25 protein-coding genes are annotated in these 26,584 nt (G+C 57.0%); 16 read left to right on the forward strand and 9 right to left on the reverse strand.

Features of this window, described 5'->3' with window-relative positions; translation table 11 throughout:
- The first annotated feature begins 264 nt into the window (after nucleotides 1–264).
- The 6 genes from ACYSMN_RS24000 (at nucleotide 265) to ACYSMN_RS24025 (ending at nucleotide 5,854) form a co-directional block, all read left to right on the forward strand.
- Nucleotides 265–405, forward strand: a complete 141-nt coding sequence (locus ACYSMN_RS24000) for a hypothetical protein (RefSeq protein WP_488926467.1) — start codon at nucleotides 265–267, stop codon at nucleotides 403–405.
- Between the two features lie 339 nt (nucleotides 406–744).
- A complete protein-coding gene (locus ACYSMN_RS24005; RefSeq protein ID WP_488926468.1) occupies nucleotides 745–996 on the forward strand; it encodes a hypothetical protein in 252 nt (83 codons plus the stop codon).
- Nucleotides 997–1,044: 48 nt separating this feature from the next.
- The gene (locus tag ACYSMN_RS24010) at nucleotides 1,045–1,188 is read left to right on the forward strand and encodes a hypothetical protein (RefSeq protein WP_488926469.1); all 144 of its coding nucleotides are present in this window, start codon (nucleotides 1,045–1,047) and stop codon (nucleotides 1,186–1,188) included.
- 375 nt (nucleotides 1,189–1,563) lie between these two features.
- A complete protein-coding gene (locus tag ACYSMN_RS24015) occupies nucleotides 1,564–3,114 on the forward strand; it encodes a hypothetical protein (protein ID WP_488926470.1) in 1,551 nt (516 codons plus the stop codon).
- A gap of 701 nt (nucleotides 3,115–3,815) precedes the next feature.
- A complete protein-coding gene (locus ACYSMN_RS24020; protein WP_488926471.1) occupies nucleotides 3,816–4,508 on the forward strand; it encodes a hypothetical protein in 693 nt (230 codons plus the stop codon).
- A gap of 281 nt (nucleotides 4,509–4,789) precedes the next feature.
- Nucleotides 4,790–5,854 carry a DUF6340 family protein gene (locus tag ACYSMN_RS24025; RefSeq protein ID WP_488926472.1) on the forward strand — a complete coding sequence of 355 codons (1,065 nt, stop codon included), beginning with the start codon at nucleotides 4,790–4,792 and terminating at the stop codon, nucleotides 5,852–5,854.
- Between the two features lie 126 nt (nucleotides 5,855–5,980).
- Here ACYSMN_RS24025 and ACYSMN_RS24030 read toward each other — a convergent pair whose 3' ends face one another.
- Together ACYSMN_RS24030 and ACYSMN_RS24035 are read right to left on the reverse strand one after the other, a co-directional pair.
- Nucleotides 5,981–6,412 carry a hypothetical protein gene (locus ACYSMN_RS24030; protein ID WP_488926473.1) on the reverse strand — a complete coding sequence of 144 codons (432 nt, stop codon included), beginning with the start codon at nucleotides 6,410–6,412 and terminating at the stop codon, nucleotides 5,981–5,983.
- A 155-nt stretch (nucleotides 6,413–6,567) separates the two neighbouring features.
- On the reverse strand, nucleotides 6,568–7,329 hold the full coding sequence (locus tag ACYSMN_RS24035; protein ID WP_488926474.1) for a hypothetical protein: 762 nt from the start codon (nucleotides 7,327–7,329) through the stop codon (nucleotides 6,568–6,570).
- 809 nt (nucleotides 7,330–8,138) lie between these two features.
- On the opposite strand from ACYSMN_RS24035, the gene ACYSMN_RS24040 reads away from it, so the two are divergent.
- The 5 genes from ACYSMN_RS24040 to ACYSMN_RS24060 all read left to right on the forward strand — a co-directional run bounded on the left by ACYSMN_RS24040 (nucleotide 8,139) and on the right by ACYSMN_RS24060 (nucleotide 11,928).
- Nucleotides 8,139–8,819: a hypothetical protein gene (locus ACYSMN_RS24040; protein ID WP_488926475.1), complete on the forward strand. Its 681-nt coding sequence runs from the start codon at nucleotides 8,139–8,141 to the stop codon at nucleotides 8,817–8,819.
- A 283-nt stretch (nucleotides 8,820–9,102) separates the two neighbouring features.
- Nucleotides 9,103–9,621, forward strand: coding sequence for a hypothetical protein (locus tag ACYSMN_RS24045; RefSeq protein ID WP_488926476.1), 519 nt, complete (start codon nucleotides 9,103–9,105; stop codon nucleotides 9,619–9,621).
- Between the two features lie 191 nt (nucleotides 9,622–9,812).
- Nucleotides 9,813–10,553 (forward strand): metal-dependent hydrolase, encoded by a 741-nt coding sequence (locus tag ACYSMN_RS24050; protein WP_488926477.1) that lies wholly within the window; start codon nucleotides 9,813–9,815, stop codon nucleotides 10,551–10,553.
- Between the two features lie 279 nt (nucleotides 10,554–10,832).
- Entirely contained in the window at nucleotides 10,833–11,570 is a 738-nt protein-coding gene (locus ACYSMN_RS24055; protein WP_488926478.1) for a hypothetical protein, read from the forward strand.
- A gap of 73 nt (nucleotides 11,571–11,643) precedes the next feature.
- The gene (locus tag ACYSMN_RS24060) at nucleotides 11,644–11,928 is read left to right on the forward strand and encodes a hypothetical protein (RefSeq protein ID WP_488926479.1); all 285 of its coding nucleotides are present in this window, start codon (nucleotides 11,644–11,646) and stop codon (nucleotides 11,926–11,928) included.
- A 277-nt stretch (nucleotides 11,929–12,205) separates the two neighbouring features.
- Here ACYSMN_RS24060 and ACYSMN_RS24065 read toward each other — a convergent pair whose 3' ends face one another.
- From ACYSMN_RS24065 to ACYSMN_RS24080, 4 genes are all read right to left on the reverse strand, one after another.
- A complete protein-coding gene (locus tag ACYSMN_RS24065; RefSeq protein WP_488926480.1) occupies nucleotides 12,206–12,694 on the reverse strand; it encodes an ankyrin repeat domain-containing protein in 489 nt (162 codons plus the stop codon).
- 228 nt (nucleotides 12,695–12,922) lie between these two features.
- Complete coding sequence (locus tag ACYSMN_RS24070; RefSeq protein WP_488926481.1) at nucleotides 12,923–14,083, reverse strand: NAD(P)/FAD-dependent oxidoreductase; 1,161 nt, start codon at nucleotides 14,081–14,083, stop codon at nucleotides 12,923–12,925.
- A gap of 542 nt (nucleotides 14,084–14,625) precedes the next feature.
- The gene (locus tag ACYSMN_RS24075; protein WP_488926482.1) at nucleotides 14,626–15,288 is read right to left on the reverse strand and encodes a DUF2461 domain-containing protein; all 663 of its coding nucleotides are present in this window, start codon (nucleotides 15,286–15,288) and stop codon (nucleotides 14,626–14,628) included.
- A gap of 75 nt (nucleotides 15,289–15,363) precedes the next feature.
- On the reverse strand, nucleotides 15,364–15,816 hold the full coding sequence (locus ACYSMN_RS24080; RefSeq protein WP_488926483.1) for a DUF4174 domain-containing protein: 453 nt from the start codon (nucleotides 15,814–15,816) through the stop codon (nucleotides 15,364–15,366).
- Nucleotides 15,817–15,917: 101 nt separating this feature from the next.
- On the opposite strand from ACYSMN_RS24080, the gene ACYSMN_RS24085 reads away from it, so the two are divergent.
- A complete protein-coding gene (locus ACYSMN_RS24085; RefSeq protein ID WP_488926484.1) occupies nucleotides 15,918–16,622 on the forward strand; it encodes a hypothetical protein in 705 nt (234 codons plus the stop codon).
- Here the strand turns inward: ACYSMN_RS24085 and ACYSMN_RS24090 are convergent.
- Entirely contained in the window at nucleotides 16,612–17,580 is a 969-nt protein-coding gene (locus tag ACYSMN_RS24090; RefSeq protein ID WP_488926485.1) for an alpha/beta hydrolase, read from the reverse strand. The two genes, ACYSMN_RS24085 and ACYSMN_RS24090, sit on opposite strands and share 11 nt — an antisense overlap.
- A 167-nt stretch (nucleotides 17,581–17,747) precedes the next feature.
- Between ACYSMN_RS24090 and ACYSMN_RS24095 the strand changes: the two genes are divergently transcribed.
- The 3 genes from ACYSMN_RS24095 to ACYSMN_RS24105 all read left to right on the forward strand — a co-directional run bounded on the left by ACYSMN_RS24095 (nucleotide 17,748) and on the right by ACYSMN_RS24105 (nucleotide 20,440).
- Nucleotides 17,748–18,497 (forward strand): L,D-transpeptidase family protein, encoded by a 750-nt coding sequence (locus tag ACYSMN_RS24095; RefSeq protein ID WP_488926486.1) that lies wholly within the window; start codon nucleotides 17,748–17,750, stop codon nucleotides 18,495–18,497.
- 54 nt (nucleotides 18,498–18,551) lie between these two features.
- Nucleotides 18,552–19,115, forward strand: a complete 564-nt coding sequence (locus tag ACYSMN_RS24100) for an NUDIX hydrolase (RefSeq protein ID WP_488926487.1) — start codon at nucleotides 18,552–18,554, stop codon at nucleotides 19,113–19,115.
- 230 nt (nucleotides 19,116–19,345) lie between these two features.
- Nucleotides 19,346–20,440 (forward strand): TolB family protein, encoded by a 1,095-nt coding sequence (locus tag ACYSMN_RS24105; protein WP_488926488.1) that lies wholly within the window; start codon nucleotides 19,346–19,348, stop codon nucleotides 20,438–20,440.
- A gap of 287 nt (nucleotides 20,441–20,727) precedes the next feature.
- Here the strand turns inward: ACYSMN_RS24105 and ACYSMN_RS24110 are convergent, their stop codons facing one another.
- A complete protein-coding gene (locus ACYSMN_RS24110; RefSeq protein ID WP_488926489.1) occupies nucleotides 20,728–22,125 on the reverse strand; it encodes a DUF5723 family protein in 1,398 nt (465 codons plus the stop codon).
- A 109-nt stretch (nucleotides 22,126–22,234) separates the two neighbouring features.
- Here ACYSMN_RS24110 and meaB point away from each other — a divergent pair, with 109 nt between their 5' ends.
- Nucleotides 22,235–23,212, forward strand: coding sequence for a methylmalonyl Co-A mutase-associated GTPase MeaB (meaB, locus tag ACYSMN_RS24115; protein WP_488926490.1), 978 nt, complete (start codon nucleotides 22,235–22,237; stop codon nucleotides 23,210–23,212).
- 527 nt (nucleotides 23,213–23,739) lie between these two features.
- On the opposite strand, the gene ACYSMN_RS24120 is transcribed toward meaB, so the two are convergent.
- Nucleotides 23,740–26,346 (reverse strand): DUF5916 domain-containing protein, encoded by a 2,607-nt coding sequence (locus ACYSMN_RS24120; protein WP_488926491.1) that lies wholly within the window; start codon nucleotides 26,344–26,346, stop codon nucleotides 23,740–23,742.
- Nucleotides 26,347–26,584: the final 238 nt, after the last annotated feature.

Raw genomic sequence — 26,584 nt, forward strand, 5'->3', positions numbered from 1 at the left:
CAATCATTGTCAATCATTGTCAATCATTGTCAATCATTGTCAATCATTGTCAATCATTGTCAATCTACGTCTGCTAACAATGCTTTTCTTCTTTCACTATGCTACAGATAGTGACATAGCTGGTGTACATGATTTTCGCTCTACAAGCTCCTTCCAGATCATTGATGCTATACCCGCTGATAATAGGCGCGGGAGCTACAGATTTTGCGTTACTGCCAGCAGCCCCGCAGCCGCAAGGAGATTCTGGTGCATGTCGGGCGAGGATTGTCCCGTACCAACTCTGCCCGCTACCTCACTCCGCTGGCCGTGGAAGGCTACCTCGCTTATACTATTCCCGAAAGTATCAACAGCCGCTTGCAACAGTACGTCACCACGGCCAAAGGACTGCGGGCAGTGGTGGGCTAGTGTACATGTATTGTACATGTAGTGTCAAGACTTACGCACGACGTCTTATTGTTAGCCCCAGCGGGGCGGCATGTTGGTAGTCACCCGGTGGTTGTCAGGACCAAGCCCCGGCGGGGCGGCACGTACGGTAGGTGTCGCCCCGCCGGGGCTTGGGATCATGCATGCAACTGGTTACTACCGATATACCGCCCCTACGGGGCTACCAACAGGCCCGCCGTGCGTAAGTCTTAAGTGTACATGTAGTGTACATGTCAGGCAGTAAAAAAGCTCTTCGCAGCCCCCAAATGCCATTTGCACTGACAATGTAGTGTACATGTAGTGTATATGTAGTGCACACCGATGAACCGCAATCAAGACGCTTACCTCTGGCTGGATATCGACTGGTTTGCTGCCGACACCAACGGCTACCTCGTGCACTTTGCCTCCGGCGGTGGCCGGCTGCCGGTGTCGGTGGTATCGGCTACTGAGGCGGAGAGGGACTACTTGCGTGAGTACTTCCAGAATCTGCCGATACTGACCTCCGATGTACGTGTGAACGAAGACAGCACCCGCATCAGCGGCAGCCTAGACGACTACCTGCATTGCGCCTAGCACGGCTTGTTCTCCTTCGATAAGACCAACCTGCACTCGTCTCACGATATGCACTATACCCTCATAGCGGCTCCCGCGCAAGTGCTGCTCCTAGACGATTTACCCACCGACGTGGCCGCTCTGGTAGCCCGCACGCGCTTGCCTTTCGCCATAGTCGGCCTGAGCAGCATCGATACTTCGGTCATTGCTTAGATTCAGCCAGCATTCGCCGGAAAATTCTCTACTGTGATTCATCACCTCAGCGGGCTAAACTTATTTTTCCGGAAGCTCATCAGCGTCCGCATAAGTCGCTTATCTTGCACACTAAGCCCGCCTATCCAGCCGGCCCAAACCTCCACGCTTCACTGCTACTTCTGCCGCTTTAGGCTTCTTTGTTCTTTCTATGTAATGACGTCGTAACAGGAATCTAGTACCCTAACACAATCATTGCTGTAGCGAAGCAGAATGTTTTATATACTTAATTATATATACAAAGACTTAGTACCATTATTCTACTTACATAATATTATAAAGGATGTACAATTTGTATTTATCAACTAAATAAACCTTCACATACACTATGAACTAATGCCAAAGTATCTGTCTACTGAAGATTTCGCAGCGCTGGTCAGAGGAGAATTCACAAACAAGGATGAGTACAAAGAATGCTACAAAGAGGCTGGCAAGATTCTGTTAAAAGATGCAGAAATTACGTCAATCAATCTTGATGCAGAAAGGACATATAACCATGATATATACTTATCTGATTGTACAATATTAGATAGTTCTACAATATCTTCAGGAGACTTTCAAAGATTGGAGTTCAGCAATGTATCCTTTATCAATAAATCATCATCAATTATTAATGGAGGAAATTTCCAAAATATAAGATTTGAGAGGAAATGTCAAATTCCTCATTTTGTAATCAATAATGGAGTAATATCACACCTCGTACTAATCGAATGCGAATTTCATAATTTTAATATATACAGAGGAAATTTTGAGTTGATTGAAATTATGAGGGTTAAATCAATTACTGGTATAGGTATATGGGGCGGTGAATACAAGCAATTTAATATATCTGGCTCGAACAGAGCAAACGAATGCTTCATACCTGTAGTTGAAATAATTCACGGAAATTTTGATAATTTTTTAATTAGAGGCACATTTGAAATAGAAAAGATAAATATTAAATCTGGTAGCTTTAAGGAAGTAACGATACAAAGCAACAGTTTAAAAGAATTCTCAATCATTAGAGATAAAGAAAATACATTTCAAAGGCCTCTTAAACTTGAAAAAGTAAATTTCATTTCAATCAATAAACTAAACATAGAATTAATAAATGTAAATATAGAATCCGTATTTTTTACCAATTGTACCGCTGCCAGGGATTCTATAATAAAATTCATAGGGGTTAACATGGAAAATCTTGAGTTTAACAACTTCATTAATTATGGTCAAATTACCTTTATTAATTTTCAGTTAATCAATAAACAGAGGTTAGTCATTAATAAATCAGATTTGGGAAAGACTACATTTATTGATAGTAGAATCGACAACTCTACTTTAGCTTTTGACAGCTCTAAAATAACAGAAGTATTTGCAGTCGGAACAAAATTACCGAGTAACATCACAACTTCGCCTGACAATAAAAGACTTATATACGGTCAAATAAAAAAAATCTACGAAAATAGAGGTGATCTAATAGAAGCAAACAGCTTCTATTCTAAAGAAATGAACGCATATTACGACACCCTGACGTTTAAAGAATCTTTTTGGGAGAAAACTAACATTTTTTTCAATAAGTATTCAACCAATCACGGACAAAGTTGGAAGACAGGACTACTTAGCACTTTACTTGTCAGTGTATTTTTATACTATATATATTGTATGATTATTGGGATCGAAATCTCACACAAATTTGACGAACAAAGTATTTATAATTTCAATAGGATATTATCGTTTTTTCTTGATTATATCAATCCGGTTCACAAAACCGATTTAATCATAGATGAATTAAATATATCTAATTTAAATAATGTTGCCTACGCTAGAATATGGGAAGGTTTGAGCAGAATATTCACCGCTTATTTCATATACCAGTTAATCCAAGCATTTAGAAAGCACGGAAAAAAGTGACGCATGACCAATAGTATAATGCGAGTTTACCTAGTACTTATCTTCGAGCAAGGTCATACTTAACAACACAGTGGAAGAGCATTCTGATCTGTCACCCTAGCGAACTGGTATTCTTCTACCTATCCGCTTCCTTATCCACTGCAACCACCTCGGCAGCCCAGAGCAACTGCTTATACATTCGTTGCCAGGGCTTCTATGTCGATAATCATTGCTTTAAGAGCACTTTAGAAGCTTCTAAGGATGTTGAAGAGGGGGTTAAGAAGGTTTTGGGCGGTCCGTCCCAACAGCGGGGCCAGTTTGTGCTGGCTGTTTGCGGTTTCGCTTCTTCAGTCGCCCTCAACTCCCCCACCAGCCCGCCCCGCGCGGGCTGGTTTGGTTATCGGCCAGTCATTTCGGAGCGGTGGCGGCTCCGCTGACTGTTCCCGCCGTTCCGAAGGACCTTCCCGCCACTCCGACGCCTCTTCCCGGCGTTCCGATGGGTCTTCTCGCCGCTCCGGCGCCCGTTCCCGCTGTTCCGATGGGCTTTCTCGCCGCTCCGATGGGTCTTCCCGCCCTTTCGATGACCTTTCCCGCCGTTCCGAAGCCTGTTCCCGCCGCTCCGGAGCGTCTGCCCGGCGGCGAGCGGTGGCGTGGGTGACTTGTATATACTATTTTATTCATGTATTCTTATAAAATCATTAACCCTCTTTCTTTAAACACTTATGAGTAAGTCAGAAGTACGTCTCTATTCTGAACCCGATGCCGACATGCGCCAGCGGATGCGCACCATGCACGGACACTTTACTACCGATGCGGCCGCTTTCGGCAACTTTAATCCTGAACTGGCCGGCGGCTTCGGAGCCAACTGGCTGGCCGCCATCGACGCGGCGGACAAGGCCACCCCTACCACCGTGCGGGTGGGCGAGCTGAAGGAGGACACGACCGAGGTGGAAACCTACATGGCGCAGGCCCGGCAACAGGTGCAGGCGCTGTTTTACTACGTGGGTCAGGCCTTCCCCGACAACGAGGCCCGGCTGGAGCAGTACGGCAAGAAGCGCTACGAGAAAGCCCGCGACAACCACGAGCTGATGCGCGCCTTGGTGGAGTTGGCCGTGCAGTCGGCTACGCGCGATGAGGCGGCGCTGACCCCCAAGGGCTACTCGGCGGCCAAGCGGCTGGAGTTGCAGCAGCTCGGCGCGCAACTCACCACGGCCAACACCGCCCAGGAGCAAAAGAAAGGCACCAACCAGGAGGACACCAACGCCTACATCCGGCTCCAAAACACGGCCTTCGGCTTCGGGCAGCAGCTCAGCAAAGCCGCCAAGGTGGTCCTCATCGAAAACCCCACCCGGCAACAGCTCTACCGCCTCTCCGACCCCGACCAACCCGCCGGCCCGCCGCCGCCCGCCGTTTAGCCCTGGCCCTGCATATAGCTAGTACGGCTTGAGTACCCCGGCTCGCCCTCACGGCGGGCCGGTTTTGTGTCCGGTTGTTGCCGTTCCGCTATCCAAGCCAGAGCCTACTATCCATTGCTTCCGAAGGCAACAGGGGCAGAAGTTGGGCAGCTACTCCGCCTATTTTGGCATTTTCATTGCTCCCGGCCGGACGGTGGCGGTAAGAAGCGTAGACCGGATGGCGCTGCGTTCTGTTTTCGCCAGCCGCAGTTGAACCCGGCATCTTACCGTGCCTTTATGCTTTGCCTCACGTCTACGCTTACTTTCTGATGTTGCTCACGTTCCGAAAAACCGCGCTGGCCGGTAGCTGCTGGCTGGCTCTTAGTGGCTTGCTGACAGGCTGCGCGGCCTTGCTGCCGGCCCAATTCCAGCCTACTATAGCCATCAAGGCAACCGAGCCAGCCGACATATTCCTGGTGCCCACCGCCCGGCAAGTGGCCGTCATTAGCCGCTACGACGCGGCCCGGCTGCCTTATTCCAAGGAGCGCAAGGTGGAAGTAATGCGGGCCGGAGCAGCGCAAGCCCTGGACGCGGCCCTGCGCCAGCTCAGCACCGAGCCCGGCTTTCGAGCCGTGCGCCATGATACGCTGGTGCAAGCCGCCGCGGGCGAAGTCTCGCCGTTGCCTGCCGCTACGGTGCAGGCCTTGTGCCGCCGCTGGAACGTGCCGAGTCTGCTGGCTCTGGAAGGTTTTGAAGCCTCTATGCGCCAGGACCAGGTAGTGAAAGAGAAGAGCAGCGATGGCAGCACGTCCAAAACCGCCGCCTACTCTCTGGTGGTACGCACGCACTGGACGCTCTACAATGCGCAGGGCCAGGTGCTCAACCACTCTAGCACGGAGGCCGCCCGGCCCTATCAGCAACGGGCGGTGGTGAGTGGACTACTGGCAGCCGGCCCCGCCCTGGCCGCCGATAATGCCGTGCAGGAGCTGGCTCAGCAGGCGGGCACCCACTACGCGCATCGCTACAGGCCCACCCAGCTCACCTTGGAGCGCGACTACTACACCAGCAGGGGCCTCGAAGCCGCCACGCCCGCCCTTGCGCAGCGCGACTGGCCCGCCGCCCTCAAGCCGCTTCAGCAACTAGCCGCCACCTCCGATACCAAGCTCGCCAGCCGCGCCGCCTACAACCTCTCCGTGGTCTACGAAGCCCTCGACAACCTGGAAGAAGCCCTGCGCTGGGCCAGCCAAGCCGAGCAAAAAGCTCCTACTGATAAACACGCCCACCGGGTGCAAGCCCTCCGCCAACGTCAGCAAGCCGCCGCTATCTGGGAAGCGCAGCGGGCCGCTACCGGGACGGCTGAACGGTAGCAGCAGACTGGTTTCGCTGGTTGTAATAACAGGCATCGCGAATACCGTAGCTCCCGCAGCAGCCTCTTATCAACCGGGCGCTTCTATATTGGTATCGAGCGTTCCTACGTGTATTTTGAACGCCTCTCACCTAGGCATATACTTGGGAGGGGGCGGCGGCGGCGCTTCTTCGGGCAGTTGCGGTGGCACCGTTACCGCTTTATCCACTATCCAGGCATCTCGCACCGATGAAGCTTTCCAGATGGGCTTATCGATGTACCATCTCTTGCCAGATCGGGAAGACTGGCGAGCTGCGGCCAGCGTACTATCGACCAAATGCGTCACGCGCCGCTTAAACACCGCTGGCAGAGCAAACACGTTTTCATCGCCGTTGAAGATCAGTAGCAGCCTGCCCTTGTAAAGCAGATATGCTCCCGGCTTGGCGTGGGCGAGAAACAGCGCAGATGAACTGGTAGCTATCGTTAAGGATACCGAGCCCACAGAGTCCTTTTTGATGTAGAGCAAATACACCGGATGGTACGCCTGCAAGTGCGCTTGCGCCGAAAAGGCGTCGATCATGCGCAAAACAGCAGTATCCAACATTGTACCGCCGCGTACCACGTGTGTTTCCGCAGTTGTTCTGGGAGATGATACTTTAGGTACACTGGCCGGTTTTTGCCCGCAAGCAAGCAGCCCTAGCCAGAGTAAGCAGCCCCAAATAGTATTACGCAGCATCATTTCGCGGGCGTGTAGGGCGGCACTTTGTAATATTCATCCTGGGCTGTGCCAATCAAATCAAAATCAGATTGAAACAACTGGCTCAGCGTGGCGATGACGCTTTTGTTGGCGTTAAGGGCTTGGTGCGCCCGGCCAGCCAACCAGCCTGCGGCTTTCAAGCCGTAATGGTCGATGGCAAACACCGGCCCCCAATTGGTTTCTTCAGCGTAGGCATCATCCCATAGCCCGTAGTACCCTGGATTGGTTGCCCGGTCACCGTTGGGGTGGGTATGGATGGTGCCAACCACCCGGAGTCGAACTTGGTGGTGATAGATGTACACGCGGCCACCAATGAAATCGACGGTGCCGGCCTGCTGCGGCCGGTATTCGGTTTCGTCAATTTTATTTGTAAAAAGTTTGCCAACCGCGTTACGGCCTGCTGGGGGTAGCACCACCAAGCCGTCGGTGGTGATGATGGCCATGTGTTCTTGCCGCAATGCCAGGCTCTGAGCCCAGAGGTATTTTAACGCGGCGGCTTGCTGGGCGTATGGATACCACTTGCCCGTCATCAGCCGAACGCTGTGCTTGCTAGTATGTTTGCTAGCGCTCTGCTGCAAAGCCGCTGCTCGCCCACTCGGCACTAGTGGTGGCTTCGGCCGGCCTTGGTGCAGCGTCGCGGCACGCCCGGTGAGCTGGTGAGTAGGCTGCTGAGCACGACCCTGGTGCACGGCAGCCGCCCGCCCCTGAGGTCGGCCAGTAGGTGAATTAAATAAGCTCATAATAAAGCAATTATTGAATAGAGATAGACAAACTTAACGAAAAACCCATAGGCCTTTACTTAGAGCGGTTTCGGGATGCGTGTACGCAGAGGCGGGACCAGCCTCTGCCGGACACTGACTCCGAGACCGCTCTCGGTACGCGGCCGGTAGACGGGCGGTCGGGTGGGCGACGGACTTCAGTCCGTCGCCCCACTACGTAGAGCGGTTTCAGGAGGAGTATCCGCCGAGGTGGGGCCAGCCCCTACCTGTTCCGCAGTGTACTGACGCCCAAACCGCTCTAACTAAGTCGCAAGAGCGACAAGCTTCAACAATCAGACGTCTTAGCCAGTATGGGAGCGCTGCTTACAGTCGACCTTGGTCTTCTATAGATCGAAGCAAGATGGAGTTGATGAAGATATATCTCACCAAACCGAACCCAGCCCTTACAAAGTCGATCAGTTAGAGTTTGTAGCGTAGGCAGCTTCTGCTTTGGGTTCGCTACAACCCGCAACTCCTCAAGTCTCGTCCGTGTCGGGAGTCTCTACGTTCATCCTGGGTGCTTCTCCGTTGGCTCTAGGCACTTCTTTGGACGTTCCAAGCCTCCCTTTACTCTTCCGGGCGCCTCTATGAGCGTTCGGGGTTTCTCTTTATTTGTTCCGGGCGTCTCTTTGTCCGTTCCATGCACTTCTACGGCTGTTGAAGGGCTTCTTGGTAGGCTTTGGACGGCTCGTAGAGGGCTTTGGTCGATTTAGGTATTTTGATGTTGCTATTGAATGATAAATTTCGAATCTAGGTCAGTCCTTCATTCTTACGCTCTACTACTTCCTCTTATGCAACGTGAAACTGTCGAAGTGCGCCACTATCTCGGTTCCGATGTCGCTATGCGTAGCCGGCTGCGCACCATGCACCGCCATTATCTCGCTGATGCGGCCGCCTTCACCGCCCTCAATCCCGACCTGGGCGGCAGCTTCGGGCTCGACTGGCTGGCGGCCCTGGATGCGGCCGACAAAGCCCCGAACGTAGCTGTGCGCCGCGGCGAGTTGCGCGAAGAACCGGCCACCGTCGAAGAGCTGATGGAAGTGGCCCGCCGCATGGCGCAATCGGTGTTTTATTACGCGGACCAGGCTTTCCCTAAGAACCAGGGCCGCCTGAGCCACTACGGCAAAGACCATTACCAGCGGGCCTACGACGACCCCGAAAAGATGCGCCTGCTGCTCGATATGGCCGCCACTGCCGCCGAGCGCGACCAAGTCGAGCTGGCCGCCAAGGGGTTCAGCGCCGCCCAGCTCGCCGGCCTCAAAGCCCTGGCCAACTCCCTCGACGCGGCCGACACCAGCCAGGAAAGCACCGGCGACTACGTGCGGACGCAAAACCGAGCCTACAGCTTCGGACAGCAACTCAGCAAAGCCGCCAAGCTGGTCTTCGCCCAGGATGCTACCCGGCAGCAGCTCTACCGCCTCAGTGACACTCCGCAGCCGGAGGAGAAAATAGCCACCAGCGTTCTAGCCTGAACTTGCCGTTTGCTCTTTTGAGCCCGGTATAAGCAGCAGCCCGCCCTCCCGGTGGGCTGCTGTCGTTTTCGTAGAGCACTTGAGCAGAGAAGACGAAAAACGGAAGGAGCTTGCATAAATTTCCTGCCTGCTCGTTCTGATCCTCGTTTTCTTTTCCTTTTTGTCGCTTACTATATTGGGTATTGGGGGCTATAAAACCAGCCCTTGAGAAAGCAACAGATTTCCTTCTCGTATTATGAACTGTACTTTGCCAACCTTGTCCGTGACTCTTTATTGGCTTCGTTTGCTCTGTCTGTTTGGCTTGTGCGGCTCTACGCTAACCAGCCAAGCCCAGGAAACGACTTCCTATAGCCGGCCGCAAGTCCAGATACCAGACCCGGTATACGTGCTTAATTCCACAGTCATTATCAATGGCGTCTTTGCCAAACTTGAAGCCCAAGACGTCAAGAAGGTAGTCGTGTATAAGCCTGGCGCCCCGGATGCTCAAGCCGCGGCGCCGCACTTGAATAACTTAGGCGTCGGCGTGCTTGACATTACTTCTGCCAAGCACGTGCGTAGCCAGTCATTCCCTCAGCTTGGGCGTCAGCTCGGCTTGAAAGGCCCGCTCACGTTTGCGCTCAACGGGCACTCCCTCGACCCGCAAGCCGTCGCGGCCCTACGGATTGCTCCGGCTGCTATTGGCCAGCTTTATATTCTGCGCCCAACCGCTGAACGGCCCGACACGCGAGTAGATATTTGGTTGGTCCCGTCTCCTAAACCGGACCCCAGCAAGTATGCTCCCGGGACTATTTTTATTCGCTAGGGCGAGAGTTGGATAGTGACACATGCTAAGGTGATAACAAGCATATAAAGACGATAGAGAGAAGCCTACTTGCATCTCGCAGCTGAAAGAGTGAAGCGCATAGCTTCTTGCTGATATCACCTCGACACACCAAACAGCACGGATGATGAAATGCAAGTAAGCTTCTGTGCACTGCTTAACCCCACTAACTCATGTCCACTACCACCACTCAGCTTCAGTTTCTGGGCCACGCCTCTTTTCGCATCACCACGCCCGAGGGCCGCGTTGTGCTCATCGACCCTTGGTTCACGAACAACCCTTTCTTGCCGACCGGGCTGGGGGAGCCGGAGCGAGCCGACCTTGTGCTCATCACCCACGGCCACGGCGACCATTTCGATGCGGACCTGCCTGGGTTGCTGGCCCGCACCGGCGCCACGGCCGTAGCACCCGCGCAGGTGTGGGTCTACCTCCAGGAGCAGGGCGTGCCGCGGGAGCAGATGGAGACCATGAACGTAAGCGGCAGCATCACGGTGCACGACGTTCGCCTGACCATGACCGTAGCCCAGCACGCCGCCCACGTCGATTTGCCCGACGGCTCCACTACTCACCCGCACGATGGCGTGGGCTACCTCCTGCGCTTCTCCGATGGCGCGGTCCTCTACGCCGCCGGCGACACCGGCCTCTTCGGCGACATGCGCCTGCTAGCCGACCTCTACCAGCCCACCATAGCCCTACTACCCATCGGCGACCGGTACACGATGGGGCCGCTTGAAGCCGCTCACGCCGCGCAGTTGCTGCGCGTGCCGCACGTAGTGCCGTTCCACTACGGCACGTATCCGCCGTTGGTGGGCACGCCCGAGCAGCTCCGTACCCACCTCCTTTCTCTCCCCAATGGCGTAACCGTACACGCTTTGCAAGCCGGCGAAACCCTGGCGCTGGGGGAGCTGAGGTGAGCGTATAAGTGGACTTGAAAAGTCAACTGTGAAGCGGCTTGCTGAGCTTCTGGAGCTTCAAGAGAATAAAGCCTCCGAAGAAAACTTCCTGGCGTATGGCATCGTCGTCCTCGTTTCCATCTCAGATCATGAGCTGGAGCTGGTGGCCTTGTCACACAGGCTATCGTACAGGCCAGCAGTTGGGGTGTACCGCGTAAAGTCAGGTTTTACTGATTATTGGGTTGCTGTAAGCCGGGCTGCTGTCCTACTTATGCGTTGTTCCAACCTGGCAGCCTCACGATGATCAACTTGTACAAAATGCTGGTGCTGGCGCTGCTGGCTACGACCAGCACCGCCTGGGCGCAACGCCCGGTCAGCTTTGGCTTGTCTGCCGGCGCGGGTCCTTCTTTCGTGAGCGGCCCTTCCTATCTTGATTTAGGCGTTGATAGAGACGAACATATTGCTCAATATTTATCAGTGAAGAAAGGTGGAAATGGGGCCGGTCAGATAGCCGCGTACGTACGCGTACCAACCTGGCGGGACTATTTTATTCAGCCTGAAGTGAGCTACCAGCAGTGTTACAGCAAAGAATTCAGATACGCCCGCAAGCCTAGCTATGGCATTCTTTCAGTAGGCCCGAAAACGCAAACGCAGTTAAATCAGCAGGCTTTAGGCTTGGCTTTGTTGGGCGGCGGCTACTTACGGCAGGCGCCGCAATTTTACTGGTTGGCGGGTCCGGCCTACGCCGGGCGCATAGCCCCAACGGTAGATGGAAGCTCCAGCAATTTGAGCAAAGTAGAAAAGGCCCTCGACCAAAGCGCCGCCGTTGGTCAGTTCTTTCTGCACGCGGGCATCGGGTTTCAAGCATCCTATTGCGGCTTCGAGCTACGCTACGCACACGGCCTGACGCCTTTGATTAAGACGTTGCAGTACGAAGGGCAGAGCTATCCTTTGCGAGTAAACAGCCACCTGCTGGTTTTCAAAATTGACTTTCATTTCCCGCGTGTTCCGCCATCAGCGCAAGCTTCCCAACGCTGAGCGCGCCGCAGAATCCGGCAGCCACCATGTGCCCCATTCCCGTATGCGGGCAGTAACCAAACAGCAAGCTCTCATGACCAAAGACACCTTCTCCACCGGCCCCGCGGGCGTATTCGCGCGCATCGAGCAAGACGGGCAACACGTAACGGTGGTCAAAGTACAGGATGGATTGCACGCTTCCACCCCGGAACTGCGGCAGACGCTAACGAACCTGTTAGGCTTGACTTCCAACGATCTGCTGCTGGTGCTACGCTCCGATGGCAGTGAGCTAGAACAAGGCCCCGCCCAGGACCTTTACAACAAGTATCTCTCCACCAACACCGCCGCCGTAGCCGACGTAACGTGGCAGCCGCTCTAGGAAACTACAGGTAACCGTAGGCCAACTCAGCCGGCCCGTTGCTGCCGTTGTTTATGCTGTCGTGCTGACGACAGGAAGCATCTGGGGAAACAGTCGTTGCGATGCTCTTGCGTACAGATTTTACCCGGATACTGCACTGCGTTTAGCATGGCATACTACCTAAGAAAAGAGGCCCTGGCAAACAGCCGGGGCCTCTTTTCTTGGGCGGCCTGATGCTATGTAGTAGGGCCTCGCAGGGTCGTTTCTGCGGCCGGCCACATACTCAAACAAGCGGCAATTACTCGGGGAGCAGGCTCAGGGCTACTTCGTTGCCTTGCTGAATAGCCAGGTCACGGGCCGAAAGGCCGCGTACATCGCGTAGGGTGGTATCGGCGCCGGCTTCGAGCAGCACGGGTACGATGTTATGGCGGCCAAAGAGGGTGGCGAACATGAGGGCCGTACCGTCGTTGCCGTTGCGGGCGTTGAGGTCGGCGCCGTGCTCGATGAGCAGGCGGGCAATTTCGGGGTAGCCTTTGAAGGAAACGCCCATCAGAGCCGTGTTGCCGCTGGCGTCGTGCACGTTGGGGTTGGCGCCGGCTTGCAGCAGTAGGCGCGTGGCGTCGAGGTGGCCGTCGTAGGCCGCAATGATGAGAGCCGTGAAGCCTTTGCCATCCTGCGTATTCACATCGACACCCTTGGCTAGCAGGCGCTGGAGGGTATCAATGTCACCCCGGCGGGCGGCATCAAACAGTAAATCTTCGGGACGGGACGAGGTAAAGCTGGTCATAAGGAAACTGAAGAATGAAGTACGCCCTGCATACGGCAGAACAGGCAGCATGAGTTGCCGCTGGGGTTCCTAGGTTCCCAGGGCTGAAGCCCTGGGCTAGTCAGCGGCTCGCTCGATATAGCAACCGTGGGAAACAACCTTATGGTTAGACTTAAGTGAGCTTGGGAATAAACAGCCACGGGCTGCTTTTGTCACGAGATGAAATAGGGTTGGATTTCAATCTCACTTCTACCCCACTGCTCGCACCAGCCGCCGCTGTAGCCAGGGCCACGCCGCTGCCCGCACTACTACGTTTACGAGCCAGGCTTTACCGGCCAAAAAACGCATAAGACGATAGCGTCGCCGCAATTCCTGCCCAATCTGGCGGTCTACTTGGCGGGCGTATTCGGCTATAAATTCGGCGTCGAAGCGTTGGGCTTGGAAGCAGCGTTGCGCCTGCTCGGCCGCCAAAATGCCGCTGTGCACGGCTTTGTCGATGCCGTGGCCTTGCAGTGGGTCGATGAGGGCGGCAGCATCGCCGCAAAGCAGCCAGCGCCGCCCGTGTATGGACCGATTGGAACCGCCCAGCGGCAGGCCGAAACCGGTGATGGGCGTGAGCGGTATGGCCGTGGCGAAGCGCGGTGCTAAGTGCGGATGGGTGGCAAGCAACGTGCGCAGCTCTTCTTTCAGATCGAGCCGACGCGCTGCAACTTCCTCTGACAACACCCCAAACCCAACGTTGTATTGCCCGCCACCTACCGGGAAAACCCAGCAGTAACCGGCCCGAAATGCTTGCAGGAAATAGAAATCGGAAGTGTTGGCGGGGGCATCGGTGACACCTTGGTAGTAGGCTCGCACAGCGGCACAGTGGTGAGCCCGGTCGAGGCGGACTTGGGGTGCCAGTTGGCGAAATACTACAGAATTGGCCCCATCACAGCCGATAACCAAGGCAGCGCGCAAAGGTGCTTGCGCAGGAGTGGCTGGTCGGATGGTTACGCCTTGGTCGTCGGTTTCCACTTGCCGGATAGCGTAGTTTTCGAACAGCACGGTTGTGGTATGGCGGCGCACTAGAGTTAGAAGCGCGTCGTCAAAATGCAGGCGCGGACTGTTGAAGGCAGAATTGTGCCAGCGGATGCACAACTCCCGGCCGTTGGGAGCCAGCAGGCGGCTGTAGGTGGTGTCGGCGCGGTGCGGGGCGAGTAGTGTGTGCAGTTCGGCGGCGTAAGCTGGGTCGAGGCGAGCGAGGTGCTTCAGTGTGGGGCTGGGGATGGCGTCGCCGCAGATTTTGTCGCGCGGAAAAGTGGCTTTATCTACCAGCGCCACGCGCAGGCCACTGTGGCGCAAAGCCAGCGCACAAGCCGTTCCCGCCGGACCCGCTCCTACAATAACAACGTCGAAATCAGTAGACACACCATAAAAGTAGCACGCCCTGGCTGACTGCACACCCGGCGCGCCCGTCTGTCCGCTTTTTCAGCGGGCTGACGGGTTGAAGTAAGCTGATGTTGTTTCGAAGGGGTTTAGGAAGTCGTCCGCAACATCTCTGAACGTCCTGCTCCGACAGGCGGACGCCAGATCAAGCAGGACCAAATGGACTTCCTAGAACAGCTTCTTGGTCTGGCTATCTGCACACTCGCCGTAATTCATAATTCCTCATTCTTAATTCAGACAGGGCTTACGCACGGCGGCTTACGGGGAGCCCCAGCGGGGCGGTATATCGGTAGCAGCCAATGGAATATTAACCTGTAAGCCCCCTCGGGGCGACACCAATCGTTGGACGGGTGGTGTCGCCCCGAGGGGGCTTGATTCACTAGCATAATTGTTTTTTCTACCGATATACCGCCCCTCCGGGGCTAAACAAGCGCCGCCGGGCGTAAGTCCTATCAGAATTAACAGGTGGCGCGGATTCCGACCGGTCAGCCCGCTGAAAAAGCGGGCAGACCGGGGCAGGTGGGTTAATGGGCCGTGGCGTCGCGGAGGTATTCGCAGAAGGGCTGCATGGCCCGGAAGGCGGCGGGCACGTAGGTGGCGAGGTCGAGCTGCTGGGCAGAGGCGTCAGGCAATTCGTGGCTCACGATGAAGCTCTTGTGTTTGAGCAGCTCGATATCGGGGTGGTCGGTGGCGTAGCCAGTGGGGGCTTTTTTGAGCTTTTCGCCGCCGAGGCCCGCATAGTACTGGCGGAACTCAGGCGCTTGCAGCAGGGCGTGCAGGGCGGTGCCGTTGTAGTCTATTTCTTGGCGGATGCGGGCCAGTTGCTCCTTGTCGGGCTCATAAATGCCGCCAGCCAGCATGGTTTGACCGTTGGGGCCAAGCTGGATGTAGTAGCCGGGGCCCGCGCCAGCTTTGCCACCGCCAGAGAAGTAGGCACTGAAGTGCGTTTTGTAGGGGTCTTTGTTTTTGGAAAAGCGCACGTCGCGGTAGATGCGAAAGATGCACTTTTTGGGCTCCAAGCCCACTAGCGTAGCGTCGTGGGCGGCCATCTGCCGGAGCCATTGCCCCACGGCTACCTCAAAGTCGCGGCGAAGCTGGTCGTAAGTGGCTTTGCGGGCCTGAAACCAGTCGCGCTCGTTGTGTTGGGCGAGTTCGGATAGAAAAGCAAATAGCTGCGGCGTGTTCATGCGGACAGGAAAGAGGCGAGAAGGAGCAATGGGCCGGCGAGTATAGCCAAAGTTCCGAAGCTGAACCCTGCGCTCCTACCGATTTCGCATTTCCTGCTGCCGCATGGGCATGGCATCGATGGTTGAGAACAGGTCAATAGGTGGCTTAGGCTGGTTTTCGCGGCGTTTTACTCCTCCATCTTTCCCAATGAGCACCACCGTAAACGTGCCCGCCGCTACGCCGAGCCGCTGCGTGAGGTAGCGTTGGTCATCAGCGGAGAGTTGACTCATCACCACCTCCCGTACCAGCATGTCGCGTTCCGTCAAGCCGGCGCGGGCGGGCTCCAGCAATTTTTGCTGACGGCGCAGCGCGGCATCGTTAGCGGTGGGAGCACACAGCAGCAGCACGCGCTTTTGCCAGCGGCTAGCCTTCAGCAGCGCGGTTAGCGAGGTAGAAGCTGTTCGGTTGGTTTGGGCTGCTACTATCATTGAGCACAACGCCAAACCACCTAAAATCAATAGCCAACGGAAAGAAGAGAAAATCATCATAATCACAAAAATTCAGAAAAAGGTACAATAGTTGCTAAACGCCAGACCACCGCGTGCAACTATCCTTTGCAAGCGAAACTCCTACCTCCGATTTCTCCCTCTTGCTCACTTTTACTACATTCTTCATGTCTCTGTTTTCCGTTATCCCGAGTCTGGGCTGCGTCGTTGGTTTGTCGCTGCTCGCCGTCGTACCCGCCGCCGCTCAGGCACCCGATTCAACCGCTGCGGTGGTTCCTACCATTCCCGCTGGTGGCTCAGGCACTCTGTTCAAGCTGGGCACAGGCTTTAACGTCCATAGCACATTTATTGGCAGCTTCGCCAATACAATGGTGCCTTTAATGCTGGGCGCTGAACATCATCTTACGCCCGCTATTTCTTTATATGGCAATGCTTTCACTGGTGTCAAGTTGGGCCGCCGCTACCACTTTTACGACGGCTCCCGCGAATCCATCTTAGGCGACATGGGCTTTGACGTTGGGGTGCGTTATTACTACAATCAGGAGAAGCGCCGCCAGAAAGGACGGGCTACGGGACCATTTGCTGGCAACTATTTAGCCCTGCAATCCGCTTCCGTTTTTAACCCTGACTACTACCACTCTTACCGGTATTCCACCCTGACCGCTGTTTGGGGCATGCAGCGACGCATAGGCAAATATGGCTTGTTTGACGCCTACATCGGAGCGGGCATTGGCCGCGAGCCTAGGTATTACTATTACAATCCCGGCTCTAGCTCTGGCGCGGCGCGCTATGGTCTGGCACCGGAATTAGGTATTAAGTTCAGCCTAGGTGGCCGAATCAAGCGGTAATCGGAACAGAGCCCAGCCAGTCGAACACCGCTTGGTAAGCCGCCGCCCGCACTTCGGGAGCCGACAAAAACAGGTCGTGCAAGCCACCTTCAATAGTTTGTACCGTAACGTGGGCTCCGAGGCGCGGCGCCAGTTGGCGTATGTGCGTCACGTCGAGCACGATGTCGGCGCGGTGAAAATCATCGGACCATTGGCGGCCCCACGCCGTGCGGCTGGAGTGCAGCACCAGCACGGGCACGGCAATCTGCAGGCCTTGACGCACCTGTTGGTGTCCGTGCCGGATGGCGCGCAGCCACCCCGCATTCACGGCAAACACGCGGTTGGGTTTCCAAGCCAGGTTATACTCCCACTGGCCCCGATAAGCCCGGTGCAGGCTGTGGCCGTAGGTTTCGGTCAGACCGGACGGTACGGGCAAGTTGGGCCAGAGCTTTCCTAGTTTCGTGACCAACGGTACCGCCAGCCGTTTCAGCCGGGGCTGATTCAGGTCCAGAAATGGGCTATTGAGCACCAACGCCACTAACCCAGCCGCCGGTCGGCTGTGGGCGTAGAGCGCCGTAATCAAACCACCCGTAGAATGAGCGCTAAGCACAAGCTGCGTGGCTCCTTCGGCTTTGATGATGTCCAGTGCCGCGTCGAGGTCGGCGAAGTATTCGGTCAGGTCGCGGACGTTGTTGGGGCGCTGGTGCGGCAGCAGAGCGCGGCCGTATTTGCGCAGGTCAAGAGCGTAGAAGCGCAGACCGTGAGCAACGTACTGTTCGGCCATTTCGCGCTGAAAGAAATAGTCGTTGAAACCGTGCACGTACAGCACGGCCCGCGTGGCGGTTGGCAGGGTCCGGTGCCGGACCAACACGGCCCGGACGGGGCCTTCGTAGTCGGGCGGCTGGGCGAGAATACGCTGCTCGAAATCGGGCCCGAGTGGATCGGGCGCGTAGGAACTAGGGTCGGCGGAAGAAGACATAGGAGGAGTACGAGAAGAAGCAGCAAGGGTATCGGCAAGATGGCCTGCCATTTTCCAAAAAATATCTACTATATAAACTTATATAAATACTAAGCAGCGCTGCGGGTCCGTTGAAGCAGAAACTGGGCAGTAAGGCAGCTCACACCACGCCGGCCCATCCTTCTTCCATGCGTCTTCTTGCCCTACTGGCCGCGGCCCTGCTGCTGACTTTCTGTGCCCCTGCCTCATCCGTTCTACCGCCAGATCCGGCATTTCGGCAGCAGCAATTGCTTTTTCCTAGGGTGCGGGAGGCGTATGCTATTCACCAAACCAGTCTGCATACTCTGCTGGCGAAGAATGGTATCCGCGCCGAACGATTGGAGCTGTTTGTGCGGGCTTTTAAAATAGGCCGAAGGCTGGAAGTATGGGGCCGGGAGCAGCATGCGGGCCGCTTCGTGCTGCTGCGCACCTATTGGCTGGCGGGCACCTCGGGCACGCTAGGACCCAAGCGCCGCTCCGGCGACCGGCAGATACCGGAAGGATTCTACACCATCAACCGCTTCAACCCCGACAGCCAATTCCACCTATCGCTGGGCCTCGACTATCCCAACGCCGCCGACCGTAAGCACGCCGCCCCCGACCCCGGCGGCGACATTTTCATTCACGGCTCCAACGTCACTATCGGTTGCCTGCCCATCACCGACGCCTGCATTCGGGAGCTGTACGTGCTGGCCGTGGAGGCCCGCGCCGCCGGCCAAACCAGCATTCCGGTGCACATCTTCCCTTTTGAGATGACTGCCGAAAACCTGTCCCGCCGCCAAACCAGCCCACACGTCAGTTTCTGGCAGAGTCTCGCGGCTGGCTATCAGTACTTCGAAGACAACCACCAGTTGCCCTGCATGACGATAGACACCCAAGGTGCCTACGCCGTAGAATAGCGCGAAAATCGGTTTTGCGCTACGATTTTCGCGCGGTGGCCCTACCTTGCCGCCATGTCTGTATCCGGTTCTCTTGACGATTTCCCCATTCCTAAAAATCTGCGCGAGTCGGCGGTATTGGTGCCGGTGTTCCGCGACGCGGCCGGCGAGCTGCAAGTGGTGATGGTACGCCGCAGCAGCTTCGGTGTTCACGGCGGGCAGCTGGCGTTTCCGGGCGGCAAACAGGAGCCCGAAGATGCTTCGCTGCTCGCCACGGCGCTACGGGAGGCGGAGGAAGAAGTGGGACTAGCCGCCGCCAACGTAGAAATTCTAGCCGCGCTGCCGAGCGTGGTCGTGCCTTCGGGCTTTCGGATTGCGCCCTTTCTGGGCCGTATTCGGCGGCCGGAGGTGTGGCAGTGGCAGCAACGCGAGATTGAAGAAGTGCTGGAAATTCCGCTGCGCCACCTCGCCGACCCCGCCCAGCACACCGAGGAAGACTGGGAGTTACCGGGCTGGCCGGGCCCACGCCGGGTACCGTTTTACCACGTTGCGGGCGGCTACAAACTCTGGGGCGCCAGCTACCGCATCATTACGCCCCTCATTCAGCCGCTGCTCAACGGGGAGTTTGCCATCTTGTGAGGTACTAGCTCCCACCAGAATTACTTTCGGCGCGATTCCAGCACAGCAGTGCGCAGCCCCTGCCGTGGATTTAAGCAATTGTCCAACAGTAAGGGCACCTGCTATTATTTGTGCATTCTGAAAACCTACGCTTGTCTCACCTCGCAGATCTAAGTTCTCAAATCTCACGTCTCGCTATTTACTGCTCTGGCACGAAATTGCGTTATGCATCAGCCTCCACACTTTTCACCATGAAACGACTTCTCTTCCTGCTCCTGTTGGTTTCGGGCGCGGCCCAGGCACAACGCGAACAAGACATTTGGTATTTCGGCCAGCAAGCCGGCTTGAGCTTCCCGGCGGGTGGCGGGGCACCTACGCCGCTACTTAATGGTAAGATGACAACCTACGAGGGCTCGGCGGTAGCCACTAATGCGCAGGGCCAATTGCTATTCTACACCAACGGCGAAAACGTTTTCAACCGCCAGCATGCCATCATGCCCAACGGCCGTAAGCTCACGGGCTCCAGCGCCAGCACGCAAAGCGCCCTCATCGTGCCTGACCCCGGCAGCGGCAACGTGTTCTACGTGTTCACGGTGGGTGCCCAAGGCGGCAAAGAAGGCCTGCGCTATTCCGTAGTGGACATGACGCGCGACAATGGCCTCGGCGACGTGCCGCGGGCCAACATCCTGCTGATTTCGCCGGTGGCGGAAAAGCTGAGCGCGGTGCGCCATCAAAACGGCCGCGACGTGTGGGTAGTGGCGCACCGCTGGAACTCCAACGCCTTCGTGAGTTACCTCGTCACGGCCGACGGGGTGCAGGGCAAGCCAATTCTGAGCAACGTGGGCGGCATGCACTCTGGCCCCGGCCGTAACGCCATCGGCGCCATGAAATTTTCGCCCGACGGCCGCAAAATAGCCGTGGCTGTATGGCGCGAGGCTAACCGCTACGAGGTGTTCGCCTTCGACCGTAGCACTGGCTTAGTGAAGAATCCCAAGGTATTCTCGCCTTATCCTGAAGCGTACGGTATCGAGTTTTCACCCGACGGCAGCAAGCTCTACGGCTCCAGCAACGGCGAAGGCGGCGGCCAGGCCCAGATATTCCAGTTCGATCTGAAGACCAGCCAGGTAACCGTTGTCGGCAAATCGGCGAACCGCAAGGTAGGCCAGCTCCAGCGCGCCCCCGACGGCAAAATTTACGTGGCCCGCGAGGATAATCCTTTCCTGGGCGTCATTGAAAACCCCAACGGCGAAGGTACCGCCGCCAAATACATCGACGACGGCCTGAAGCTAGGTGGCCGGCGCGGCAAACTAGGCCTCCCCAACTTCATCACCGAGCCCGGCAAGTAACCTCATCCTGGCGCAATGCCTGCTGTCATTGCGAGCAGCGCGAAGCAATCCTTCCTCTCCGGGCGCAGAGCGCAGAGCGACCCTATAGGCAAAGCCCTGTTGTCATTGCGAGCAGCGCGAAGCAATCCTTCCTCTCTGTGCGCGAAGCCTACTGAAGCACCAAGCCCTTGACATCCGCGCTGGCGCCAAGGGCTTGTCTGTATAGAAAAGGTGAATCTTTGAGAGGAAGGATTGCTTCGCTCCGCTCGCAATGACACTCGGGCCTCCTCGCAATGACAGCTAGCCGCTTACTGCACCTTGCCGAACTTGAACCGCAAAAACCCGCTAGCAACGGAGATATAGGGATTTTCTGACGTCAGCAAACCTATCACGTCGCGGGTGCTGATGCCGGCTTCGTAGACGGAAGTAGCCAGCGTGAAGCCCAGCGGCAAGCTCACGCCATAGCCCGCGCCGCCCGTAACGCCGCTACTCAGTCGCAGCCAGCTGATGGGTTTGTAATCGACGCCGACGCCAATGAAAGGTGAGGTGAGGTTGCCAGCCACTTCGTTGAGAGGCAGCGTTACGTCGAGGCCGGTTTCAAAAAATTCGCTGATGCGGAAACCGACCCCGGCGCGGAGTTTAGTGGGCAGGTTGGCCTTGCGCTCCTGCCCCGTCTGGTACTGAAACAGGCTGTCGGTGCCGGAGGCGAAGATTTCGGCGGCTTCCTTGATGAAGTTGTAGCTCCCGATGCCAGCTGAGTTGAGTCTCTTCAATTTTTGGTCGTTGGCTGTGAGCAGGTTGCCTTCCCAAGTCAGATTGCCAATGTCGGTGACGGCTACGCCTAGGCGCAATGCCTTGCCCACTTCCGCCGCCACGCCTAAGTCGAAGCCGCTGCCTTTGCCCACGGGTTGCAAGCCGTTGGTGCGCGTTTTGAAGTTGAAGCTCGGGTTGGTGGTGAGGTTGCCGTAGTCGACTTCGAAAACGGGCGAAAGGGAACTGTAGGCCCGTAAGTCACCGGGTTTTACGCGCACGTCCAGAATGCCAATGCCCTGGATGTAACGGTAGCCCACCCCGCCCGACAACCGGAATAGCGGCAGGTCGACGAGGCGGCGGCCCCAGGCAATGTTGTACTCGTTGAGAGCAGAAAACTGCATTTCGGTGCCGTCCAGCGCCTCCGACACCAGCGGAATATTGGTGGCGCTGGTGTTGGCATAAATTGGCGCGTCCTTGCCTAGAAAGATAAGTTCAGCGGCATTTTTATTGAGGCCCACGTGCCCGGAAGCGCGCAGCCGGTTGCTAATGGCGATACCTCCGATAACGGGCAGCTGCACGGCCACCGCCAGCGTGGTAACGTCGCCGTTGAAGTTGGCAGCGTTGTCAGAGGTAAAGGCTTTGGCCAGATTAAGCTTATCGGCGGGCGTGAGCTTTTCGTTGGTGTCGTAGATGAACTTGCGCAGCTGCTGCCGCGTCAGCGACTGCGAGCTGGCGCCCAATCCGGCTTCCAGCACCGTGAAAGCCACTTTTGCGCCACCGGCCCGGCCCAGGTTGGCCGGGTTGATACCGATAGATTGATAGTCGGTGACGAAGGTGGTGCTGACGCCCCCGCGACCCGTGGCCGTGAAGTTGCTTAGCTCGTTTTGGGCGCGGAGCGGCACCGTGGCCGCCAGCGTAAGCAGCGCAACCAGTAAATGTTGGGAGAGTTTCATGACGAAAAATGTAGCCTAACCTTTAGCTTGCGCCCTCAGCCGCCGAGACCCACTAGGCCTCATGCCAGCGGGCGGCGGTGCAAGCTAAAGCTTACGCTACATTTTTCCTTTGGCCAAGCGCTTCTCCGTTTCCGAATACGCCGACGGCATCCTCAGTGGCAACCGGGTGCTGCTCAGCCGCGCCATCACGCTCGTCGAAAGCACGCTGCCCTCCGACCAGGAGCTGGCTCAGCAGGTGCTCGACGTGGTGCTGCCCCACGCCGGCCGCTCGGTGCGGGTGGGTATCACGGGGGTGCCGGGTGTGGGCAAAAGCACCTTCATCGAAGCCCTAGGCCTGCATCTGGTCCGGGAAAAAGGGCACCGGCTGGCCGTGCTGGCCGTCGATCCTAGCTCACAACGCAGCGGCGGCAGCATCCTCGGCGACAAAACCCGCATGAACCTGCTGGCCGCGCATCCGGCTGCCTACATTCGGCCTTCGCCGGCCGGACGCAGCCTGGGCGGCGTCACGCGCAGCACGCGGGAGGCCATGGTGCTCTGCGAAGCGGCCGGGCACGACGTTATTTTCGTGGAAACGGTGGGCGTGGGCCAGAGCGAAACCGCCGTGCACGGCATGGTCGACTTTTTCCTGCTGCTGATGCTGGCCGGCGCTGGCGACGAGCTGCAAGGCATCAAGAAAGGCATCATGGAAATGGCCGACGCCGTGACCATCACCAAAGCCGACGCCGGCAACGAGCAAGCCGCCCGCCGTGCCCGCGTGGAGTACCAAAACGCCCTGCACCTGTTTCCGCTGGCTCCCAGCGGCTGGAGCCCCATCGTCACGACTAGCTCAGCGCTGACGGGCGCAGGTATTGCGCCGGTCTGGGACGTGGTGCAGCAATATGTGCAGCAAACGCAGGAGAGTGGCTATTTCCAGCGCCGCCGCCAGGAGCAGCACCTGCATTGGCTGCACGAAACCATCCGCGAAGCCCTGGAAGCTCGTTTCTACGCCCGCCCGGAAGTGGCCCAGCGGCTAAGCAGCATCCAACAGCAAGTGACAGAAGGCCGTAAGTCGGCCTTCGGCGCGGCGGAAGAGCTGCTGGGGCTGTAGCACAGGAAGCTGTTTCGGGCCGCGTCTTTCCTGCCAACGACTCAACGCCCCCAGCTCGTGCCGCCAGACAACTTACTCAGTCTTTCGGAAGCTGATAACCCCATGCTGGGGCGTATGGCGTAGCCCCAGCGGGGCGGCATATCGGTAGCCTCACCACGTTATAGCAGTTTTCAAGCCCCATCGGGGCGACACAACCAGCCTCAAGTGTCGCCCCGCCGGGGCTGGCAATTCAAATACATAGCGGTATTACTACCGATATACCGCCCCGCCGGGGCTACTCTTTGTTATGTCGCTCGGAGCGAGCAGTAAGTCGTTCGGAGCGAGTTTATACCACCTTGAAACAAGCAGAAAGTCGCTCCGAGCGAGTTTTTACACCCTCGGAACGACCTTTTACTCGCTCGGAGCGACTTATTACACCCTCGGAGCGAGTAAAAAGTCGTTCGGAGCGACCTTTTATTCGCTCCGAACGACTTATTGGGGGTAGCGGCCGGCAGCGGCCGGGCCGCTACGGGGCGGAGGGGCCACCGCTACACCCGCTTGGGGCGCAGGGCGAGGTAGTCGAGGTAATAGAGGATTTTCACCGACACCGAGTTATTGTGCGGGGTGTTGATGGTGTTGTTCAGGTTGTTGAAGTAGAGCGGCGTGGCTTCGTTGGCTTCCAGGAAGTTGGTGCCCGCGTTTTTCCAAACGATGCTTATCTGCGAGCCGGGCGCGAACCACCAGGCGTACACGGCGTCCACGTTGAAGGCATTGTAGGTGTTGTCGCGGTTGCGGCGGTAGTCTACTAGCTCTTCCGCGCCGCCGGGCCGCAGCCGGATAAACTCCTGGTAGCGCACGTTGCTGGTGTAATGACGCGTGCGCACCGTCAGGGACATGCGGTTGTTGAACGTGTACGCCGCCGAAACCACGCTCGACACCGTCACGACTCGGCGGCGGCCCAGCAGCACGTCGTCGCCGAGCTCGTTGATGAGCGGCACGTCTAGCTCTTCTTCCTCGTCCAGGCCACTGTTGACGTAGCCGATCTGGTTGCGCTTGAACTCCCAATCGAGGCTGTAGCGGAAGTTAAGCTTGTTGTTGACGCGGTAGCGCGGCGACAACGACAGGCCGTAGCCCGCCCGGCGCGGACGCGGCAACCGCTCGTCCTTGGCGTAGGTCCGCACGCCGCCGTTCACGTCGAAAGCCAGCTTTTTGCGGTAGTCGGTGGAAAGAAAGCCGCCAAAATTGAAGCTGCCCGGCACCCGCACGTAATACTCGCCCAGCGGCGACACCCGCGGCTCGTAGAAGTCGTTTTTGGCCGGGTCGAGGTTGAGGTTGAAACCGGTGGTAATGAAGGTCTTCGTGAAGGTGGTGTTGCCGCCGGCCGCGAAGCTGACGTCCTGGTAGCGCGTGGGCCGGTAGAGCAGCGAATGGTTGATTTCGGCCCAGGTGTAGAGGTTATTGACCTTCCAGAACGGCTTGTACTTGTTGAAATTGGCGTACACGTTCTGCGTGATGTTGTTGTTGCCGAACAAGATGCCCAGGTCGTTGGGGTTGTATTTATCGGACTCGATGCCTTGGTTGAAGCCCCAGGTGAAGGCGCCGCTGATCTTCCCGAAACCTACGCGGTACTTGTAGCCGTCCTGGTCGCTGACCTGCTCATCGGACCCAAACTCAGTGCCCCGGCGGCGCGAGTACACCAAGCGGCCATCTATGGCGTAGGTGTTGCTTTTGGTGGCGAAGCGAAACAAGCCGCCCGTCACGTTGGCGTCGTAGGTGCGGCCGGCGCGCGTCACGTTGGTGTTGATGAGCGAGACGTAGGAGTTGTTTTTCAGGCTTTGGTCGAGTACGGCAATGCTGTAGTTGCTGAACGGCTGCGTGAGGACCTCGCGCTCCTGCCCCGTTTCGGTGTTGCGCACGGTGGCGTACACGTCGTTGCTCAGGGCATTGAACAAACCCACGCCTAAGCCTTTGCTGGTGCGGCCCGAGACTTTGGTGGCATTGAGCAGGCGCGTTTCGGAGGGGTTGCGCACCACTTTGGTGCTGTCGGTGTCTTCCACGTCGTAGAAGCCGATGGGCGTGGCCCCCACGCGGCGCGAGTAGAATAAGTCGCCTTTGTTGAATAGCTCGGTGCCTTCGGTGAAGAACTGCCGGTTTTCGTTGAACTGCACCTCGAAAGGCGAGAGGTTGAGCACCTGATTATCGCTTTGCACCTGCCCGAAGTCGGGCACGAGCGTGGCATCGAGCGTGAAGCTTTCGTTGATTCCCCACTTCAGGTCGGCCCCGCCGTTGAAGCTCGTAGTGGTGCGGCGCGTGCCTTCGTCATTGAGCGGGTTGTGGTTCACGTAGCCCGAAATGTAGGGCGTCAGCGACAGGCGCACGGGCGGTTTCACGTCGCGCACGCCCTCTAAGGCGCCCCACTGATTCACAAAACCGTCGATGGCTGGCTTCACCTCGTTCCAGAAAAACGCCTGGTTTTCGCGCTTACGCTGCCGCATGAAATTGAGGCCCCACTGTTGCTCCGGCTTGTTGCTGAAGCGAATGGCCGAGTACGGAATTCGCATTTCAGCCACCCAATCGTTGCCCTGGATGGAAGTGCGCGAGTCCCACACGGCGTTCCAATTGAAATCTTCGCCGCCAGCCGGCGAGTAGCGGCAATCCATCTGCACGCCGCCCGTCGTCACGAAGAAGCCGTAGCCGTTGAGTTTGTCCTGGTACGTATCGAGGAAGATGCCGATAAAATCGGTGTTGCCGAACTGGTCCCGCGGCGTCAGCTCCCGCATGATGGAATCGGGGCTGATATCGTGCATCACAGCCCCGATGTAGAGGTTGGCATCGTCGTAGAGAATGCGCACTTCGGTGGGGTGCTTCTCGGGCGGGCCGGGATTGGGGCGGTTCTGGATGAAGTTGGTGGCAATGGGGGCCTGCTGCCACATCGCCTCATCCAGCACGCCATCGAGCTTGATGCCTTCTGTGATGCGCAGGGCTTGCAGCTGCTTTTTGGGCGCCAGCGTGGTAGCCGCCGTGGTGGCAGTGGCCGCCGCTGGAGCCGGCTGCTGCGCGGAAGCATTGCCGCCCAGTAGCCAGCAGCCCAATAGAAAAAACAAGGACAGGTGGGCGCGCATCACGAAAAAACGGCGGGAGGAAATGTGTGGCAAGAGCGAAAAAGACGAGGGAAAGCCCGGCAGCCAAAGAGAAGGCCGTGATATACCCGTGCAGGCAGTCGGCCGGGGCAGCAACCAGCAACTGCGGCCATAGATGTGCGCGGCCGGGCAACCGTTGCTCGGGCTACCTATTTGTTGGGCAGAAAAAAACCGGCCGCAGTTGCAGCGGCGGTTATTCATTGCTGGTTAGTATACCTCTCCACACAGAAGCATCAAGGATGTGCGTTTACAG

The sequence above is a fragment of the Hymenobacter sp. M1-2 genome, assembly GCF_057808495.1.

Bases quoted from the DNA above. Each gene is read 5' to 3' on its own strand.
- ACYSMN_RS24005 (WP_488926468.1), top strand. From the start codon at position 745: ATGAACCGCAATCAAGACGCTTACCTCTGGCTGGATATCGACTGGTTT.
- ACYSMN_RS24010 (WP_488926469.1), top strand. From the start codon at position 1,045: ATGCACTATACCCTCATAGCGGCTCCCGCGCAAGTGCTGCTCCTAGAC.
- ACYSMN_RS24015 (WP_488926470.1), top strand. From the start codon at position 1,564: ATGCCAAAGTATCTGTCTACTGAAGATTTCGCAGCGCTGGTCAGAGGA.
- ACYSMN_RS24020 (WP_488926471.1), top strand. From the start codon at position 3,816: ATGAGTAAGTCAGAAGTACGTCTCTATTCTGAACCCGATGCCGACATG.
- ACYSMN_RS24030 (WP_488926473.1), bottom strand. From the start codon at position 6,412: ATGATCGACGCCTTTTCGGCGCAAGCGCACTTGCAGGCGTACCATCCG.
- ACYSMN_RS24035 (WP_488926474.1), bottom strand. From the start codon at position 7,329: ATGAGCTTATTTAATTCACCTACTGGCCGACCTCAGGGGCGGGCGGCT.
- ACYSMN_RS24040 (WP_488926475.1), top strand. From the start codon at position 8,139: ATGCAACGTGAAACTGTCGAAGTGCGCCACTATCTCGGTTCCGATGTC.
- ACYSMN_RS24050 (WP_488926477.1), top strand. From the start codon at position 9,813: ATGTCCACTACCACCACTCAGCTTCAGTTTCTGGGCCACGCCTCTTTT.
- ACYSMN_RS24055 (WP_488926478.1), top strand. From the start codon at position 10,833: ATGATCAACTTGTACAAAATGCTGGTGCTGGCGCTGCTGGCTACGACC.
- ACYSMN_RS24060 (WP_488926479.1), top strand. From the start codon at position 11,644: ATGACCAAAGACACCTTCTCCACCGGCCCCGCGGGCGTATTCGCGCGC.
- ACYSMN_RS24065 (WP_488926480.1), bottom strand. From the start codon at position 12,694: ATGACCAGCTTTACCTCGTCCCGTCCCGAAGATTTACTGTTTGATGCC.
- ACYSMN_RS24075 (WP_488926482.1), bottom strand. From the start codon at position 15,288: ATGAACACGCCGCAGCTATTTGCTTTTCTATCCGAACTCGCCCAACAC.
- ACYSMN_RS24080 (WP_488926483.1), bottom strand. From the start codon at position 15,816: ATGATGATTTTCTCTTCTTTCCGTTGGCTATTGATTTTAGGTGGTTTG.
- ACYSMN_RS24090 (WP_488926485.1), bottom strand. From the start codon at position 17,580: ATGTCTTCTTCCGCCGACCCTAGTTCCTACGCGCCCGATCCACTCGGG.
- ACYSMN_RS24095 (WP_488926486.1), top strand. From the start codon at position 17,748: ATGCGTCTTCTTGCCCTACTGGCCGCGGCCCTGCTGCTGACTTTCTGT.
- ACYSMN_RS24100 (WP_488926487.1), top strand. From the start codon at position 18,552: ATGTCTGTATCCGGTTCTCTTGACGATTTCCCCATTCCTAAAAATCTG.
- ACYSMN_RS24105 (WP_488926488.1), top strand. From the start codon at position 19,346: ATGAAACGACTTCTCTTCCTGCTCCTGTTGGTTTCGGGCGCGGCCCAG.
- ACYSMN_RS24110 (WP_488926489.1), bottom strand. From the start codon at position 22,125: ATGAAACTCTCCCAACATTTACTGGTTGCGCTGCTTACGCTGGCGGCC.